This is a genomic window from Salinarimonas sp., from assembly GCF_040111675.1.
Lineage (GTDB): Bacteria > Pseudomonadota > Alphaproteobacteria > Rhizobiales > Beijerinckiaceae > Salinarimonas.
This window is the reverse complement of the sequence record NZ_CP157794.1, coordinates 2,895,356-2,912,225: the sequence shown is the minus strand read 5'-3', so window position 1 is coordinate 2,912,225 and position 16,870 is coordinate 2,895,356. Positions and strand designations below refer to the sequence as shown.

Below are 16,870 nucleotides of genomic sequence, written 5' to 3'. Positions count from 1 at the left end.
GCCGTCCACGACGCTCACCGCTCCGCGACGAGCTTGTAGCCGACCCCGCGCACCGTCTGCAGCAGGAGCGGGTTCGCCGGGTCGATCTCGATCTTGCGGCGCAGCCGGTTGATCTGCACGTCCACGGTGCGCTCGTTCAAGGCGACGCCGGCGCCGGAGAGGTCCTCGCGCGGGACGTTCTCGTTGGCGCGCCCGCCGAGAATGCCGAGGATCTCGCGCTCGCGCTCGGTGAGCCGGATCGCCTCGTCGCCACGCCGCAGCTCGCCGCGATCGAGGCGGAAGGTGAAGGGCCCGAAGCGGATCTCCTCCCCCGGCCCCGCCTCGCCGACGGGCGCGGCCGCGATGCGCTTGAGGATGTTGTTGAGCCGCAGCACCAGCTCGCGCGGCTCGAAGGGCTTGGGAAGGTAGTCGTCGGCGCCGATCTCGAGGCCGGTGATCCGATCCTCGGTCTCGGCGCGGGCGGTGAGCATCAGGATCGGCGTGTCCGCCGTCTCTCGGACGGAGCGGGCGTAGTCGAAGCCGGTCTCGCCCGGCATCATCACGTCGAGGACGAGCGCGTCGAAGACGAAATGTTCGGACTTCGCCCGAGCCTCCGCGGCGCTCGCCGCCGCCGTCACGCGGAAACCGTTCTCGCCCAGATATTTGGCGATGAGGTCGCGCAGGCGCCTGTCGTCGTCGACGACGAGGACGTGGGGGGCGTGATCGGGCACCTCGATGCGGGTCTCGCCCGCGCCGGGCGCGACGGCGGCTGTCTCGCTCATTGGTGCACCTTCGGGCTGGCGGATGCGGAGCCGCGGAGCGGCGTAGTATTCGCCAGCCCGAGCGCCTGCCGCGACGGCCGGCGTCGCTTGCCCTTCGAGGGCCCGTATGAGACCCGCCGCGCGGCAGGTGCCGGGAGGACCGGACGGACCACGGGGTGTAGCGCCTGAGCCTGCCAGCCGGAGCGCCTTCCAATGAGCGATCCGCACGACCTCCCGGCTCGGGTGAGGGTACACCGAACCGGGAGACGTCGCCTATGCCTTTCACTGTTGGTTTCGACTGGGGCGGCGCGGGCCATGCGGCCTGCGTCCTCGACGAGACGGGTGCGGTCCGCGCACGCCTCGACGTCCCGCACACCGCCGCCGGCCTCGCCAAGCTCGTGGCCGCGCTCGCGCGCATCGCGCCCGTCGGCGAGATGCCGGTGGCGATCGAGCGCCCGTCCGGCCTCGTCGTCGACACGCTCGTCGCCGCCGGCCATCCGGTCGTGCCGATCCACCCGAACGTCGTGAAGGCCTGCCGTCCGCGCTATCGCGCCGCCGGCGGCAAGTCCGATACGGGTGACGCCTACATGCTCGCCGACATCCTGCGCACCGACGGGCATCGCTTCGCCCCGCTGCGCCAGGCCTCCGACGCGGTCAAGGCGCTGCGCGCCCTCGTGCGCGGGCGCGACGACCTCGTCGCCACGCGCGTCGGCCTCGCAAACCAGCTGCGCAGCCTGCTCGAAAGCTTCTGGCCGGGCGCCGCCGCGATCTTCGCCGACGTCGACAGCCCCGTCGCCCTCGCCTTCCTCGCCCGCTACCCCACGCCCGAGAGCGCCGCACGACTCGGCGAGAAGCGCATGGCCGCCTTCATGGCCCAGGCCCGCTACAGCGGCCGCCGCAGCGCCGCCGAGCTCCTCGCCCGCCTGCGCGCCGCGCCGATCGGCCTCGCCGGCCGGGACGAGAGCGAGGCCAAGGGCGAGATCGTGCGCGCCCTCGTCGTCGCCCTCGAGCGCATCGTCGCCGCGATCCGCGACCTCACCGCCCGCATCGAGCACGACGTCGCCGAGCTGCCCGACGGCCGCATCGTCATGTCCTTCCCGCGCGCCGGCCGCATCAACGCCGCCCAGATCCTCGCCGAGATCGGCGACGACCGCGCGCGCTTCCAGACCGCAGACCAGCTCGCCGCGGAGGCCGGCGTCTGCCCCGTCACCCACGCCTCCGGAAAAAGCAGGGGCGTCGTCTTCCGATGGGCCTGCAATCACCGTCTGCGCGCCGCCCTCACCTGCTTCGCCGACAACTCCCGCCATGCCTCCCCCTGGGCCGCCGACGTCTACATGCGGGCCAGGCAGCGCGGATGCAGTCACCCCCACGCCGTCCGTATCCTGGCACGCGCCTGGATCCGCATCCTCTGGCATGCCTGGCGAGATCGAGCCGAATACGAACCCGCACGCCATCTCGCCGCGCAAAAATGCGCCGCGTAGAAAAACAGAGGTGGACACGGGGTGTCTCATGCGGCCTCTCCGGTGGGATCGCCGCCGACGAGGCGCGCCACCGCGGCGCGCTCGGACGGATCGATCATGGCCAAGAGAAAGTCCACGACCGCGGCTCGGCCGTCGTCGGGCACCTCGGCGAGCGCCCGGCCGATGCGCTGCGTCTGCAGCCGCGCCAGGCGCCGGGCGAGCTCGCTCCCCTGCGTCGTGACGTGGAGCAGGCGCTGGCGCCTGTCGCTCGTGCCCGGGCGGGCCTCGACGAAGCCCTTCTCGATCAGCTCCTTGAGCACGCGGTTGAGGCTCTGCTTGGTGATCCGAAGGATCTCCAGGAGTTCGGCGATCGTGAGGCCGGGATTGCGGGCGACGAAATGCAGGACGCGATGGTGCGCACGGCCGAAGCCGTATTCCGTCAGGATCCGGTCCGGATCGCCGACGAAGTCGCGGTAGGCGAAGAAGAACAGCTCGATCAGGTCGTAGGCCGGCGCCTCGGGCTCGTCCGCGCCGGGCTCGCGCCCGTGCTCCCGCGCGTGCGCGCGCGCCGCGTCCCGCACGCGCCGGGACGCGGCGCCCTCGCTCGCCGCGAAGGGGAGGGGGGAGGTCTCACGCTGCGACCCGTCGAGGGCAGCGTCCGGGGTCCGCTCGAGGGGCTTCTCCAGAGGCGTCTTGTCCAGAGGCATCTTGGCCGTCGCTTGCGTCACGCCGAAAAAATCCGTTCGCTCGTTATGTCAGCCTTGTTGACATATCTCAGGCGGATTGTTACTCGTCAAGCCCGATCGGCGAAAGGATCGATCGTTCTTCCGCGCAGGCCGGCAATTGCGTGTCGCAAGACGCGATCCGGCCGACCGAAACGGGCGCTCTGCGCCCGCCCCAAGCTGTGAACCCTGAGGAGTCGTGGTTCCATGTCCGCTCTCACCTTCGATCAACGGGACGGCTACATCTGGCTGGACGGCGCGCTGGTGCCGTGGAGCGAGGCGACGCTGCACGTGCTCTCGCACGGGCTGCATTACGGCTCTTCCGTATTCGAGGGCGAGCGCGCCTATGGCGGCGCGATCTTCAAGTCGACGGAGCATTCCGAGCGCCTGCGCCGCTCGGCCGAGGTGCTGGATTTCGAGATCCCCTACACCGTCGCCGAGATCGACGCGGCGAAGGATATCGTCGTGCAGAAGAACGGCCTCGTCGACGCCTATGTCCGCCCCGTCGCCTGGCGCGGCTCTGAGATGATGGGCGTCTCGGCGCAGAAGAACACCATCCATCTCGCCATCGCCGCGTGGGATTGGCCGAGCTATTTCGACCCGGCGCAGCGCCTCAAGGGCATCCGCCTCGACATGGCCGAGTACCGCCGCCCGGACCCGAGGACCGCGCCCTGTCATTCCAAGGCGGCGGGCCTCTACATGATCTGCACGATCTCGAAGCACGCGGCGGAGCGCAAGGGCTACGCCGACGCGCTGATGCTCGACTGGCAGGGCCGCGTGGCGGAGTGCACCGGCGCGAACGCGTTCTTCACCCGCGACGGCGCGATCCACACCCCCATCGCCGACTGCTTCCTCGACGGCATCACCCGGCGTACGGTGATCGATCTCGCCAAGCGCCGCGGCTTCGAGGTGATCGAGCGCCGGATCATGCCCGACGAGCTCGACAGCTTCAACGAGTGCTTCATCACCGGCACCGCCGCCGAGGTGACGCCGGTGTCCGAGATCGGGCCCTACACGTTCCAGCCCGGCAACATCACCATGACGCTCATGGAGGACTACATGTCCGAGGTGCGTCCCAAGGCCCAGGCCGCCTGATCGAGGGGCCCCGGCGTCGGGCCCCGCGACCGCTCCCGCGCCCGGCGTGGGAGCGGCTCAACCCCGCAGCACGGTGGTGATGGTGCGTCCGTCTCGGTTGATGGTCAGCTCCCAGGCGCCGCGGCCGCGCGAGAGGGCGCGCTCGACGTCGCCGGTCGCCTCGATGCGCACCCGGTTGATCTCGATGAGCGCGTCGCCCGGCCGGAAGCCGTAGCGGGCGGCGATGGAGCGCGGCGGCACCTCCTGGACGACGACGGCGCCGACCATCTGCAGGATGCGCATCTCGTCCGCCACGGCGGGCGAGAGGTTGACGACGAGAGCGCCGTCGAGCGGCGAGCGCGCCTCGATACGGATCGGATCGCGCGGCGGGTCCTCCGGCGGCGGGATCAGCCGCACGGCGAGGTCCACGCGCTCGCCCCGGCGCAGCACGGTGAGCACGCTCTCCCCGTCCACGCCCGCGAGCGCGAAGCGATAGCCGAAGGCCTCGGTGTCGGCGATCTCCTGCCCGTCCACGGCGAGCACGACGTCGCCGCGGGCGAGGCCCGCCTCGGCCGCCGGGCCGTTCGGGTGAAGGTCGGTGACGAGAGCGCCGACGGGGCGCAGCAGGCCCACGCCCTCGGCGAGGTCCGGGGTGAGCGCCTGCAGGCTCGCGCCGAGCCAGGGCCTGCGCACCCGCTCCGCCCCGTCCTCCGCGCTCGCGACGACGGCGCGCACCATGCTGGCGGGGATGGCGAAGCCGATGCCGTGCGAGCCGCCGGAGCGCGAGAAGATCGCCGTGTTGACGCCCACCAGCCGCCCGCCCATGTCGAGCAGCGCGCCGCCCGAATTGCCGGGATTGATGGCGGCGTCGGTCTGGATGAAGAACTGGTAGTCGGAGATGCCGATCTGGGTGCGCGCCAGCGCCGAGACGATGCCCTGCGTCACCGTCTGGCCGACGCCGAACGGGTTGCCGATGGCGAGCACCAGATCGCCGACCTCGAGGGCGGTGTCGTCGCCCAGCGGAATCGACGGGAAGGTCTCGTTCGAGGCGATGCGCAGCACGGCCAGATCGGTGCGCGGGTCGCGCAGCACGATCTCGGCGTCGAGCTCGCGCCGGTCGACGAGGGCGACGCGGACCTCCTCCATGCCCTCGACCACGTGGTTGTTGGTCACGACGAGCCCGCTCGCGTCGACGATCACGCCGGATCCGAGCGAGCGCTGCACCCGCTCGCGGGGCATGCCGCCGAAAACGTCCTCGCCGAAGAAGCGGCGGAAGAACTCCTCGCGGGGGTCCGACGGCGCGCGGCTGCGCGTCTCGCCGTAGACGTTGACGACGGCGGGCGCCGCCTCGCGCACGAGGGGCGCGAAGGAGAGCTGGATCTGCGCGGCGCTGCCGGGGACGGCGCGGCTCTCCGCGGGCCTCTCCGGCGCGCGGTCCTGCGCCACGAGCAGGCCCGCCGGCGCGGCGACGAGCGCGGCGAGGGCGACGAGGAGGATCGCGCGTGTGCGTGTGCGCAGCATGGCTCGGAGCCCCGATTCGGGAAGGAACGCTCGCACATCGCTAGCGCATGGGCGCGGGGCTTGTCACCAGCGCCCCGCGCGCGGCTCAACGGTCGTCCGTCTCCACCGGGCAATCGTCCCGCGTGCCCCATTCCGCCCAGGAGCCGTCGTAGAGCGACCGCGCCGGGCGGCCGATCTTCTCGAAGGCGAGGGACAGGATCGCCGCCGAGACGCCCGAGCCGCAGCTCGTGATCACCGGCCGGCTCGGATCGACGCCCGCGCGGTCCAGCGCGGCGCGGATCGTGTCGGCGTCGGCGAGGCGGCCGTCCTGCACGATCTCCGCGAAAGGCACGTTGTACGCCCCCGGCATGTGCCCTGAGCGGACGCCCGGCCGCGGCTCCGGCGCGCGGCCGGCGAAGCGGTCCGCCGGACGGGCGTCCACCACCTGGGCCGAGCCGGTCTCGAGCGCGCGGCGCACGTCGGCGAGATCGGCGACCGCCGAATGGTCGACGCGCGGCGTGAAGCTGCGCTTCGCGCGCGGGCGCGCCGGGCCCTCCTCGACGGGCAGCCCGGCCGCCTTCCAGGCGGGGAAGCCGCCTTCCAGGATGGAGACGTCGCTCGCGCCGAAGGTCTCGAAGGTCCACCACACGCGCGGGGCGGAGAACAGGCCAGCGCCGTCGTAGACGACGATCTGCATGCCGTCGCCGATGCCCATCTCGCCGACCCTGGCGGCGAAGACCTCCGGCGTCGGCAGCATGTGCGGCAGATCGGAGCCCTCGTCGCGCACGGCGTCGATGTCGAAGCGGATCGCGCCGGGGATGTGACCCTCGCGGAACTCCGCCTCGGCGTCCCGCCCCATGGTGGAGAGGTAGTAGGAGCCGTCGACGACGACGAGCCCGGGCGCGTCGAGGTGGGCGGCGAGCCAGGCGGGGGTGACGAAAGGCGTGTCGGTCATCGGGCGCTCCTCCGGATTTTCGCGCAGCATAGCCGCTCGTTCAGGCGAGCGCGATGCGCACGCGGCGGTTCTGCTTGCCCTTCTTCTGGACGTCCGTGACGAGCACCCGGCCGATCTCGCCCGTCGCCTTCACGTGCGTGCCGCCGCAGGGCTGGAGGTCGATGTCGCCGATGGCGACGAGGCGCACCCGGCCCGCGCCGCGCGGCGGCTGCACCGACATGGTCTTGACGAGGCCCGGATTGGCGTCGAGCTCCGCGTCGGAGATCCAGCGCTCGGAGACCGGCGCGTCCCGCGCGATCAGCGCGTTGAGCCGCTCGGCGATGTCGTCCTTGTCGAGGCCGGCCTCGGGCAGGTCGAAGTCGAGACGCCCGTCGCCGTCGCCGATGGCGCCGCCGGTGACGGGGTAGGGCAGCACGACGGAGAGGAGGTGCAGCGCCGTGTGCACCCGCATGCGCTTGTGGCGCAGCTCCCAGTCGATCTCGGCGACGACGTCCTCGCCGATCAGGTCCGCGCCGACCGCCGGCGCGTCGGGCGCCGGGACGTGCACGATGGTGGCGCGGTCCTCGCCGTAGACCGCCTCGGCGATCGGGATCGCGGTCCCGTCCTGGCGCGTGATTCGCCCCGCGTCGCCCGGCTGGCCGCCGCCCCGCGCGTAGAACATCGTGCGGTCGAGGACGATGCCCTTCTCGGTCACGTCGACCACCCGGGCGGTGGCGCGCGTCAGGTAGGCGTCGTCTCGGAACATCGGGGCGGTCACGGGCGTACTCCTCGAAAGTCGCGGCTGTCTCGGGTGGCGGCGGCGAACGCTAGAAGCCGCATGCGCGCATGGCAAGCGCCGGAGCGCGGCCTCCCGGGCGTGCGCTTGCGCACACGCGCCTCCGGCATTATACGTATTTTGCGCCAGTCGCCGTTAATTCATTGTCCCGGATAACGAAAGTCGCTTCCGCCAATGATCCGGGACGGAGCCCTGCGCGTAGATCCGAGTGACGCGGCTTTCACGATCCTCGGCCGCTAAAGGTGACGTCAGTGACTCCGACCGGGCAGACCGAACGACCGCTCGACACGCTTCTCGCGAGCTATGCGCGTGGCTCGCTGAGCGCGCCGCTGCATGCGCTCGTGGCGAGCCATCTCGCGATCCGCCCCGAGGGCCGACGCTTCGTCGGCGCGCTCGAGGCCGCGACCGCCGCGGAAATCGAGCGCGTGACGCCGGTCTCGGTCCGCGACCGCGACGCCCGGCTCGCGGCGATTTTCGCCGAGGGCGACGAGCCGATCCTGAAGCCGCGGATGGAGCGCTATATCGGGGACGAGGTCGTGCCCTATCCGCTGGCGCGCTATCTCGGCGCCGGTCTGGCGCAGACGCCCTGGCGCACGCTGCTGCCCGGCGTGAAGGAATACCGCGTCGCCGACAACGAGGACGGCGAGGCGACGCTCTACTGGATCCGCGGCGGCCGCAAGATCCCCTCGCACACGCACGAGGGGTCCGAGTACACGCTCGTGCTCAAGGGCGCCTTCTCGGACATCCACGGCCGTTACGCCCGCGGCGACATCGCCGTCGCCGACATGGACGTCGATCACCAGCCCGTCGCCGATGCGGACGAGGACTGCTTCTGCTTCGCCGTCACCGACGCGCCCTTGAAGCTCACGGGCCCGATCGGCCGCATCGTCCAGAAGATCTTCCGGCACTGAGGGCGCGCGTCGCGCGCGCCCGTCTCCCCGCTCTTGCCATCCGGCCCGCGCCCCGTTCACATGGGCGCCGCCGGCCCGGAGAGGACGCGAAGGAGGAGACGCCGATGACAGAGTTCCACGACGCGCGCGACACGCAGGATCCCGCCGCCCGCGAGGCCGACCTGTTCGGCCGGCTGCCCGAGGCCATCGCCTCCGCGCTTCGCGCGCCCGGCTGGAGGGCCCATCTCGGCGCCGTCGATCCCGCCACGATCACGAGCCGCGAGGCGCTGGCGCGCCTGCCCGTCCTGCGCAAGTCGGATCTCCCCCGCCTGCAGAAGGAGAGCCCGCCCTTCGGCGGCTTCCTGCCCGACGGCACGCACGGCTTCTCCCGGCTGTTCACCTCGCCCGGCCCGATCCACGAGCCGGAGGGGGAGGGCGCCGATCCGTGGCGGGCGGCGCGCGGCCTCTTCGCCATCGGCTTCCGGCCGGGCGACATCGTGCTCAACACCTTCTCCTACCATCTGACGCCGGGCGGCTTCATCATGGATTCCGGCGCCCGCGCGCTCGGCGCGACCGTGATCCCGGCGGGTCCCGGCAATACCGACGCGCAGCTCGACCTGATCGAGGCTCTGCGCCCCGTCGCCTATGCCGGCACGCCCGACTTCCTCAAGATCCTGCTCGACGCCGCCGCGGAGAAGGGCCGCGACGCCTCCTCCATCCGCAAGGCCGTGGTCTCCGGCGCGGCGTTCCCGAAATCGCTCCAGGCGGAGTTCGCCGCGCGCGGCATCGTCGCCCGGCAGGCCTACGCCACGGCGGATCTCGGCTTCATCGCCTACGAGACCGAGGCGCCCGAGGGCATGGTGGTCAACGAGGACATCGTCTTCGAGATCGTCCGCCCCGGCACCGGCGATCCGGTGGCGCCCGGCGAGGTCGGCGAGGTGGTGGTGACCACCCTCGAGCCGCGCCACCCGCTGATCCGCCTCGCGCTGGGCGATCTCACCGCCGCGCTGACGGAGCCGAGCCCGTGCGGGCGCACCAACACCCGCATCAAGGGGTGGATGGGCCGCGCCGACCAGACCACCAAGGTCAAGGGCATGTTCGTGCGCCCGGAGCAGGTGGCCGAGATCGTCCGGCGCCATCCCGAGATCGGCAAGGCGCGCCTCGTCGTCACCCGCGCCGGCGAGACCGACGCGATGACGCTCAACGCCGAGACCGAGACCGCCACGCCCGCCCTGAAGGAGGCGCTCGCCGCCTCGGTCCAGACCGTGCTGAAGCTGCGCGGCGAAGTGGCCCTCGTCGCTCCCGGCAGCCTGCCCAACGACGGCAAGGTGATCGCCGACGAGCGCGACTACGGCTGAGCTTTCACGCAGCCGGCTGAAAATTTCAGCCGGCGGGCGACGATTTCCCCCTTTTCGACTCGGTGCTCGTCACCTACCTTCTTCGTCAGTCGAAACAAACGAAAGGAGGTGATCCAGTGTCTCTTTGTCAGCGCTGTCACCTCGCCGAGGCTGCCCGCTGAGGTCTTCGGACCCCTGATTGGCCTCACGCGTGAGCACCTCGGTGCTTAGCACGGCGAGACATCGTAGAGCCCGCCGGGAGGGAAGCCTCCCGGCGGGTTCGTCTGTTCGGGCCGTGCCTCATGCCGCGGCGTAGCGTCTCGCCGTGCGGCCGGGCACGGGATCGCCGGCCTTCCAGATCCAGCGGACGTGATCGGCGAAGTGCGACGCACCGCGTAGCAGCGCCAGTGGGACGGCCCTGGGCGCGGGGAGGGCGGCGGGCGCCTGCGCCGCGGCGCCGTAATCGGCGAGACGCACCGGGACGTCGGCGAGGCCGAGCCGGATCGCGGCCGCCAGACGTTGATGCCCGTCCGTGACGGCGCGCGTCTCGCGCTCGACGAGGATGGGCTCGCTCCACACGCCGGCGCGCAGGATCGCCTCGGTGACGGCCCTCACGCGGTCCGGGTTGGTTTCCTCCGTGGGTCGTAGGCTGGCGACCGGGAGGATCGCGCAGTCGGTTTCCATCGAGCGTCTCCTTTGCGGACTGGATCCGAGCCGCGTTTCAGACGGGCGCCGCGCGGTGCGCGGCCTCGTTCGAGATCCGCGTGACGAGCTCGAAGCGGATCACCATGAGCCCCGCCGCGGTGTAGAGTCCGATGCACAGCCCCCACCACGCCCCGATGGCGCCGTTGCTCGCGGCGAGCCACCAGGCCGCGGGAATGCCGACGCCCCAGTAGGAGGCGATCGCGATGATCGCCGTGGCGCGCGAATCCTTGAGGCCGCGCAGGGCGCCCATCGCCACGTTCTGCGTCCCGTCGGCCCACTGGAAGGCGGCGGCGACCAGGAGGAGGCCCGCCGCGAGCGCGACCACGTCCCCGCTGGTCTCGTCAGCGCGGCCGACGAGCAGTGCGGCGAGCGGCTCGCCGAAGCCGGCGAACACGGCTGCGGTCACGCTCGTCACGGCGATGGTGAGAACCAGCGCCTCGCGTCCGCAGCGGCGGGCCCCGGCGAGATCGCCCGCGCCGGCGGCTTGGCCGACCCGAACGGACGCCGCGTGCGAGAGCCCGACGACGACCATGAAGGCCACGTAGACGAGCTGGTTGCCGATCGTGTGCGCGGCCAGCGCGATCTCCCCGGAGCGCCCCACGATCAGCGCCACCATGGTGAAGAGCCCCGCCTCGACGCCGTAGGTCAGGCCGATGGGGAGCCCGAGCCGCAGCGTCTCGCCCGTGCGCGGAGCGCGCCACGGGCGAGCGCCGAGGCGCGGCAGCATCTCGGGAAGCCGCTTGCGGCACCACAGCCAGAGCCCGCCCGCCATGACGAGATAGGTGGCTGCCGTCGCCGCGCCGGTCCAGGCGGCGCCAAAGCCGGCGCGCTCGGCATCGCTCATGTCGCCCGCCACCAGGATCAGGGGCAGATTGAGAAGAGCCTTGATCGCGACGGCGGCGACGGTGATCAGGGTGATCGGGCCGGGGCGGCCGAGGCCGACGGTCAGGCCTCGCAGCACCGTCAGGGCGAGGCTCGGGACGAGGCCGAGGCAGGCCCAGGCGAGATACACCGACGCCGTCGATGCGACGGCGGGCGCCTGGCCCGTCGCACGCAGGACCGCTTCGCCCGCCATAAAGGCGGCGAGCATGGTCGCGAGCCCGAGCCCCAGCGCGACGACCAGCCCTCCCGCCACCGCCGCGCGGACCTCGTCGGGCCGACCGGCGCCGTGCGCGAAGGCGACGATGTTGCCCGTCGCCATCAGCACGCCGACGCAGGTGATGTTGACGAGGGAGAAGACCGAGGCGCCGAGGCCTCCCCCCGCGAGGGCCTGCGTCCCGAGGAAGCCGAAGGTGATCGTGTCGACCAGCGCCAGCGCGACGGTCGCCACCTGCGCGACCATCAGCGGCACGGCGAGGCGCAGCGTCGCCGCGAGCGAGGCGCGCCTCGACGGATGGTCAGGCCGCGACATCGGCGCTCTCCTCGCGTCGCGCGGGGGCGAGGACGGAGGTTCGTCGACGGGGTTCTGCATGTTCTCGGCTCCCTCGCCCTTCGCGGCGCCCGCGCAGCTGCTGGGGATGCGGACGTGAGGCGAGGCTCGGGAATGGCACGACTGGGCGCGATGCTACTAATGAGAAAAGATCCATCGCGAAGTGGAGGAGGATGCAACAATGAGACGTCGCATGCTGCCGCTCTCGGCGCTTCGGGCCTTCGAGGTGGCGGCGCGCCGCGGGAGCGTCAAGGCGGCCGCACTCGAGATGGGGGTCACGGACGGCGCGATCAGTCGGCAGGTGCGCGAGCTGGAGACCTTCGTCGGCGGCCCTCTCTTCGTCCGGTCGGGACGGGGGCTGGAGCTCACCGGCGTGGGCGCAGCGCTTTCCGCGAAGCTCAGCCAGGCCCTGGACCTGATCGATATCGCTCTCGACGAGGCGAGAACGGAGCTCTCGCGTCGGCCGAGCATCGCTGCCGAAGAGAGTCACCAGGTGCGTGTCAGAGCCGTCGCCACGCTCGCGGCCCGCATGCTGTTGCCGCGGATCGCCGCGTTCGAGCGCGATCACCCGCTGATCGAGCTCGTGCTGAGCGTCTCCGACTCGGCGGACGAGGACGATCTCGCCGAGAACGAACTCGTCTTGTGCTACACAAGAGACGCGCCCCCGCCGCGCGGGAGTGTCGTGCTGTTTCGAGACGAGGCCGAGCCCGTCGCCTCGCCGCGGGTGCTCGCGCGTCTCGGCGATATCCAGACCCCGGTGCAGCTGATGAGCCGCGCGCGGCTTCTCGGTGCGACGCCGACGGGCTGGGACTGGCAGGCCTGGGCGACCGCGCACGGCGTCGCCTGGTCGCCCGAGCAGCCGACGATGCGGTTCGAGACCGACGATCTCGCCATTCAGGCGGCCGTGGCAGGGGTCGGCGTGGTTCTCGCGGATGTTCGGCTCGCCGCGCGCGAGATGCGGGACGAGCGGCTCGTCCGGGTGTTGCCTGACGCTCCGCCGGTTTCGCTCGGATCGTTCGTCGCGCTGCGGCGACCGGTGCTCGACGCCGCCGCGACCGCCTTCCTCGCCTGGCTGCGCGAGATCCTGGCGCCGCCGCCCGCGTCGCCTCCGGCGCCGCTCACCCCCGCGCCTTCCCCTCCCGCACCCGGCGCACCACCACCGGGATCAGCGCCAGAACCGCCAGCCCCACCAGCGCCGTGATCACCTCCGGCGTCAGCACGCCGCGGGCGGAGAGCTCGCCGCCCTGGGCGATGACGCTCTCGAAGCCCGCGCCCACCGAGGCGAAGACGAAGGCGCCGGGAATGATGCCGATGAGGGTGGCCACCACGTAGGTCGAGAGCTTCACGCCCAGGAAGGCGGGGGCGAGGTTGACGACGAAGAAGGGGAAGGCGGGGACGAGGCGCAGGAAGAGCAGGTAGTTGAACGCGTCCTTGCGGAAGCCCTCGGCCATGCGCGCCACCGCGCCGCCGGCCTTCTCGCGCAGCGCGTCGCCGAGCGCGGTCCTGGCGATGAGGAAGACGCCCGTCGCGCCGATCGTCGCGCCGATCACGGCGAAGGCCGTGCCGAAGGCGACGCCGAACAGGAAGCCGCCGGTCATGGTCAGCACCGCGCCGCCGGGCAGCGAGGCCGCCACCACGACGGCGTAGACCGCCATGTAGGCGAGGGCGGCGATCACGAAGCCGTCGGCGACGAAGCTCTGCAGCCGTTCGGAATTCGCCCGCAGCGTCTCGAAGGAGACGTAGTCGTCGAGCCCCAGCGCGAAGGCGCCGGCGACGATCGCCGCGAGGGCGACGAGGGGCCCGAAGCGGCGCAGATACCCGCGCGGCGCGGGCGTCTTCGGCGTCTTCGGAGCGGTGGCGGAGGTGTCGTCGTCGATGTTCTGCATCACGGTCATCGGTCTTTCTCCCGGTCTCGCCGCCTCTTCGCGCCGGGTCCGGGGATCGTAACGCGTCGGCGCCTCGCGCGCCGGTCACGGTTTCGCGCGCGGGCCGTGACCGACGAAGGCCGCGATCCGCGGATCGCGGGCCGGGTCGAGCGCCGCCCGCGGGGCATCCTGCACCAGAACGCGGCCGTCCGCGACGAAGGCGAGGGCGTCCGCCCGGTCGAGCACGTCCTCGGGCGTGTGGATGGTGATGAGGACGGTGATGCCGCGCGCCCGGCGCAGGTCGTCGACGATGGCGATCATCTCGCGCCGCAGGCCGGGATCGAGGGCGCCGAAGGGCTCGTCCAGCAGGAGGAGCGGCTTTCGCGAGACGAGCGCGCGCGCGAGCGCCACCCGCTGGCGCTGCCCGCCGGAGAGCGCCTCCGGGCGCCGATCCTCCAGCCCGGCGAGGTCGACGGCGCCGAGCGCGTCGCCGACGCGGGCGCGGTCCTCCGGGGCGAGGCGCAGCGAGGGCCGGATGCCGAGGGCGACGTTCTGCGCGGCGGTGAGGTGAGCGAAGAGGTTGTTGTCCTGGAACATCATCGCCACCGGCCGCTCGGCCGGGGCGAGCGGCAGGAGGTCCCGCCCGGCGAAGGAGAGCCGGCCGCGATAGGGTGTCTCGAAGCCGGCGATCATCGAGAGCAGCGTCGTCTTGCCCCCGCCGGAGGGGCCGACGATCGCGAGCATGGAGCCGGCCTCCGCCCGGAGCGTGTAGGCGGCGGCGAAATCCGGATAGGCGAGGCGGCATTCGTCGACGATCAGCATCGGGCGGTCCGCGCGGCGAGCGCCGAGAGCAGGAAGGCGGTGGCGACGAGGATGAGCCCGATCGCCGCCGCCTCGTCGAGGCGATAGCTGCCGAGCCGCTCGTAGAGGAGATAGGGCAGGGTGCGCAGCGCGCCGCCGCCGAACAAGGCCACGATGCCGAAATCGCCGAACGAAAGCGCCGCCGCAAGTGCGAAGGCGCCGGCGAAGGGCCGGCGCAGGGTCGGCCAGTCCACGATCGCGAGCCGGGCGCGGCCCGTGAGCCCGAGCAGCGCGGCGAGGCGGCCGTAGCGCTCCTGCGTCGTGGCGAGCGCGGGGGCGAGGAAGCGGTAGGCGAAGGGGAGGGCGCCGATGGCGTTGACGAGCGGCAGCAGCAGGAAGCCGGCCTGCGTCGGCGAAACGAGGCCGCGCAGGGCCAGGAACAGCCCGGCGGTGAGCGCGAAGGGCGGGATCGCCAGCACGAGCGCCGGCAGGAGGTCGTAGGCCGCCGCGACGCCGGGCCGGCGTCGTGACCGCGCCGCCTGCGCCGCGCCGGCGAGGGCCAGCGCGAGGGCGCAGGCGAGGCCGGCCGAGACGAGGGCGATCGCGACGCTGACGCCGGCGGCGTAGGCGAGGTCGGCGTCGAGCACCCGGGGCAGCGCGGCGGCGCCGGTCAGCGTCGCGGCGAGCAGCGGCGCGAACAGGGCGGCGCCGAGGGCGAGGACGGCGAGATCGAGGCGGCGCAGGCGCGGATCGGCGGCGTCCGGCCGCGCGACGGGAAGGCTTTGCGTCGGCGCGACCGGCGCGCGGGTCACCGCCCAGTGCAGCGAGAGCGTCAGCGACAGGCAGATCGCGAGCTGCAGCCCCGCCAGCACCGCGGCGCGGGCGAAGTCGAGATCGACCTTCAAGGCCTCGAAGATCGCGACCTCGAGCGTCGCCTTGCCGGGCCCGCCGCCGAGCGTCAGCACGATGGCGAAGCTCGTGAAGCAGAGCAGGAAGACGAGCCCCGCGAGGCCGGGCAGCTCGCTCTTCAGGATCGGCCAGTCGAGATGGCGCAGCGTCGCGAGCGGCCCGAAGCCGAGGATCGCCGCGAGCCGCCAATGCTCCGCGGGCACCCGGGCGAGCGCGTCGAGGAAGACCCGCGCCGCCAGCGCCGCGTTGAGGAAGACGTGCGCGATCAGGATTCCCGTCCAGCCGAACGGGTTCGGCCGGGCGCTCGAGCCCAGGGCGTCGAGCCCGGCCGCGAGCCAGCCCGAGCGCCCGTAGACCGCCACGACGCAGAAAACGACGACGATGGCGGGCATGACCGCCGCCGCGCCGAGCCCGGCGAGGACGAGGTCGCGCCCGGGAAAGCGCCGCCGCGCCAGCGCCAGCGCCAGCGCGGCGCCGAAGCCGACGGAGAGCGCCGTCGAGAGGAGCGCCTGCGTCAGCGCGAAGACGAGGACGCGCCGCAGATACGGATCGAGCGCAAAGGCGCCCGCCCGCGTCTCCGCGGCGCCCACGAGCGCTCCGAAGGAGAGCGCCGCCAGCGCGGCGAGCCCGAGCGCGACGAGCGCGCCCGGATGGGGCAGGCGGGGCGTGCGGATGGTCACGGCCGGCCCGCGCTCAGCGCGAGGTCGCCTCGAGCCAGGCGTCGAGGAGCGCCCGGCGCTCGGCGGCGACGCGGGCGGGATCGAACAGGAAGGCCTCGTCGGGCGTGATCAGCCCCTCGAAGCTCTCCGGCAGGCCCGCGTCGGGCATGGCGGCGGGGTACATCCAGTTCCCCTCGGGGATCAGGCTCTGGAAGCCGTCGGAGAGCATGAAGGCGAGGAAGTCGCGCGCGAGCTCCGGCTCGTCGCTGGTGCGGGTCGCCGCCGCGATCTCGACGTGGAGGTAATGCCCCTCCGCGAACTCGGCCGCGTGGTACTTCTCCTCGCCCTCGACCGCGCGGTGATAGGCGGGCGAGGTGGCATAGGAGAGCACCATGTCCGCCTCGCCCTCGAGGAACAGCCCGTAGGCCTCGGACCAGCCGTTCGTAAAGGTGACGACGCGCGGCGACAGCGCCGCCCAAGCCTCCGGAAAGCCGTCGCCGAACACCGCCTCGGACCACAGCAGAAGGCCGAAGCCCGGCGCGCTGGTGCGCGCGTCCTGGAGCACGACGGTCGGCCCGTCGGGATCGGTGAACAGGGCCTCCAGGGTCGCCGGCGGCTCGGAGAGGCGCGTCTCGTCGTAGACGAAGGCGAGATAGCCCCAGTCGAAGGGCAGGAAGACCTCGTCCTCCCAGGCGATCGGCAGGTCGAGCCCGCTCGTGTCGGCCCCGTGCGGGGCGAACAGGCCCAGCGCGCGGGCCTGCTCGGCGAGGTTCATGTCGAGCCCGAGCACGACGTCCGCCGGGCTGTGCTCGCCCTCGAGCCGCAGGCGCCCGAGGAGAGAGCCCGCATCGTCGGCGGTCACCCACTCGAGATTGCAGCCGCAGCGCGCCTCGAATCGGGCCTCGATCGCCTCGCCCGGACCGTAGCGCCCGACGAAGGAGGAATAGGTGTAGACGCGCAGGGTGGGCGCGTCCTGCGCCGCCGCGGGTGTGGCGAAGCCGGCCGCGGCGAGGACGAGGGCGGCGGCGGGAAGGGTGGCGTGCTTCATC

The 16,870-nt window shown here is 72.5% G+C and carries 16 protein-coding genes; 5 read left to right on the top strand and 11 right to left on the bottom strand.

Annotation, left to right across the window (positions count from 1 at the left end; genetic code table 11):
* Nucleotides 1-14: 14 nt before the first annotated feature.
* On the bottom strand, nucleotides 15-761 hold the full coding sequence (locus tag ABL310_RS13505) for a response regulator transcription factor (RefSeq protein WP_349367536.1): 747 nt from the start codon (nucleotides 759-761) through the stop codon (nucleotides 15-17).
* A 254-nt stretch (nucleotides 762-1,015) separates the two neighbouring features.
* Between ABL310_RS13505 and ABL310_RS13500 the strand changes: the two genes are divergently transcribed.
* On the top strand, nucleotides 1,016-2,221 hold the full coding sequence (locus tag ABL310_RS13500) for an IS110 family transposase (RefSeq protein ID WP_349367535.1): 1,206 nt from the start codon (nucleotides 1,016-1,018) through the stop codon (nucleotides 2,219-2,221).
* 26 nt (nucleotides 2,222-2,247) lie between these two features.
* Here ABL310_RS13500 and ABL310_RS13495 read toward each other — a convergent pair whose 3' ends face one another.
* Complete coding sequence (locus tag ABL310_RS13495; protein ID WP_374730409.1) at nucleotides 2,248-2,907, bottom strand: MarR family winged helix-turn-helix transcriptional regulator; 660 nt, start codon at nucleotides 2,905-2,907, stop codon at nucleotides 2,248-2,250.
* Nucleotides 2,908-3,129: 222 nt separating this feature from the next.
* Here ABL310_RS13495 and ABL310_RS13490 point away from each other — a divergent pair, with 222 nt between their 5' ends.
* A complete protein-coding gene (locus ABL310_RS13490; RefSeq protein WP_349367534.1) occupies nucleotides 3,130-4,017 on the top strand; it encodes a branched-chain amino acid aminotransferase in 888 nt (295 codons plus the stop codon).
* 57 nt (nucleotides 4,018-4,074) lie between these two features.
* Here ABL310_RS13490 and ABL310_RS13485 read toward each other — a convergent pair whose 3' ends face one another.
* From ABL310_RS13485 to ABL310_RS13475, 3 genes are all read right to left on the bottom strand, one after another.
* Nucleotides 4,075-5,517: a Do family serine endopeptidase gene (locus ABL310_RS13485; protein ID WP_349367533.1), complete on the bottom strand. Its 1,443-nt coding sequence runs from the start codon at nucleotides 5,515-5,517 to the stop codon at nucleotides 4,075-4,077.
* An 85-nt stretch (nucleotides 5,518-5,602) separates the two neighbouring features.
* The gene (sseA, locus tag ABL310_RS13480; protein ID WP_349367532.1) at nucleotides 5,603-6,451 is read right to left on the bottom strand and encodes a 3-mercaptopyruvate sulfurtransferase; all 849 of its coding nucleotides are present in this window, start codon (nucleotides 6,449-6,451) and stop codon (nucleotides 5,603-5,605) included.
* 40 nt (nucleotides 6,452-6,491) lie between these two features.
* Entirely contained in the window at nucleotides 6,492-7,208 is a 717-nt protein-coding gene (locus tag ABL310_RS13475) for an alanyl-tRNA editing protein (protein WP_349367531.1), read from the bottom strand.
* Nucleotides 7,209-7,477: 269 nt separating this feature from the next.
* On the opposite strand from ABL310_RS13475, the gene ABL310_RS13470 reads away from it, so the two are divergent.
* Together ABL310_RS13470 and ABL310_RS13465 are read left to right on the top strand one after the other, a co-directional pair.
* Nucleotides 7,478-8,137, top strand: coding sequence for a ChrR family anti-sigma-E factor (locus tag ABL310_RS13470; RefSeq protein ID WP_349367530.1), 660 nt, complete (start codon nucleotides 7,478-7,480; stop codon nucleotides 8,135-8,137).
* Between the two features lie 104 nt (nucleotides 8,138-8,241).
* Nucleotides 8,242-9,474 (top strand): AMP-binding protein, encoded by a 1,233-nt coding sequence (locus ABL310_RS13465; protein ID WP_349367529.1) that lies wholly within the window; start codon nucleotides 8,242-8,244, stop codon nucleotides 9,472-9,474.
* Between the two features lie 279 nt (nucleotides 9,475-9,753).
* On the opposite strand, the gene ABL310_RS13460 is transcribed toward ABL310_RS13465, so the two are convergent.
* Both ABL310_RS13460 and ABL310_RS13455 read right to left on the bottom strand, forming a co-directional pair.
* Nucleotides 9,754-10,137 carry a ParB N-terminal domain-containing protein gene (locus ABL310_RS13460; RefSeq protein WP_349367528.1) on the bottom strand — a complete coding sequence of 128 codons (384 nt, stop codon included), beginning with the start codon at nucleotides 10,135-10,137 and terminating at the stop codon, nucleotides 9,754-9,756.
* A 37-nt stretch (nucleotides 10,138-10,174) separates the two neighbouring features.
* Nucleotides 10,175-11,569 (bottom strand): MATE family efflux transporter, encoded by a 1,395-nt coding sequence (locus ABL310_RS13455; protein WP_349367527.1) that lies wholly within the window; start codon nucleotides 11,567-11,569, stop codon nucleotides 10,175-10,177.
* A 211-nt stretch (nucleotides 11,570-11,780) separates the two neighbouring features.
* On the opposite strand from ABL310_RS13455, the gene ABL310_RS13450 reads away from it, so the two are divergent.
* Entirely contained in the window at nucleotides 11,781-12,788 is a 1,008-nt protein-coding gene (locus ABL310_RS13450; RefSeq protein ID WP_349367526.1) for a LysR substrate-binding domain-containing protein, read from the top strand.
* Here the strand turns inward: ABL310_RS13450 and ABL310_RS13445 are convergent.
* The 4 genes from ABL310_RS13445 to thiB form a co-directional block, all read right to left on the bottom strand.
* Nucleotides 12,706-13,482, bottom strand: a complete 777-nt coding sequence (locus ABL310_RS13445) for a TVP38/TMEM64 family protein (RefSeq protein ID WP_349367525.1) — start codon at nucleotides 13,480-13,482, stop codon at nucleotides 12,706-12,708. The two genes, ABL310_RS13450 and ABL310_RS13445, sit on opposite strands and share 83 nt — an antisense overlap.
* A 75-nt stretch (nucleotides 13,483-13,557) precedes the next feature.
* Complete coding sequence (locus ABL310_RS13440) at nucleotides 13,558-14,274, bottom strand: ATP-binding cassette domain-containing protein (RefSeq protein WP_349367524.1); 717 nt, start codon at nucleotides 14,272-14,274, stop codon at nucleotides 13,558-13,560.
* On the bottom strand, nucleotides 14,268-15,842 hold the full coding sequence (locus ABL310_RS13435) for an ABC transporter permease subunit (protein ID WP_349367523.1): 1,575 nt from the start codon (nucleotides 15,840-15,842) through the stop codon (nucleotides 14,268-14,270). Before ABL310_RS13435 ends, ABL310_RS13440 begins: the two co-directional genes overlap by 7 nt.
* A gap of 13 nt (nucleotides 15,843-15,855) precedes the next feature.
* On the bottom strand, nucleotides 15,856-16,869 hold the full coding sequence (gene thiB / locus ABL310_RS13430; RefSeq protein ID WP_349367522.1) for a thiamine ABC transporter substrate binding subunit: 1,014 nt from the start codon (nucleotides 16,867-16,869) through the stop codon (nucleotides 15,856-15,858).
* Nucleotide 16,870: the final 1 nt, after the last annotated feature.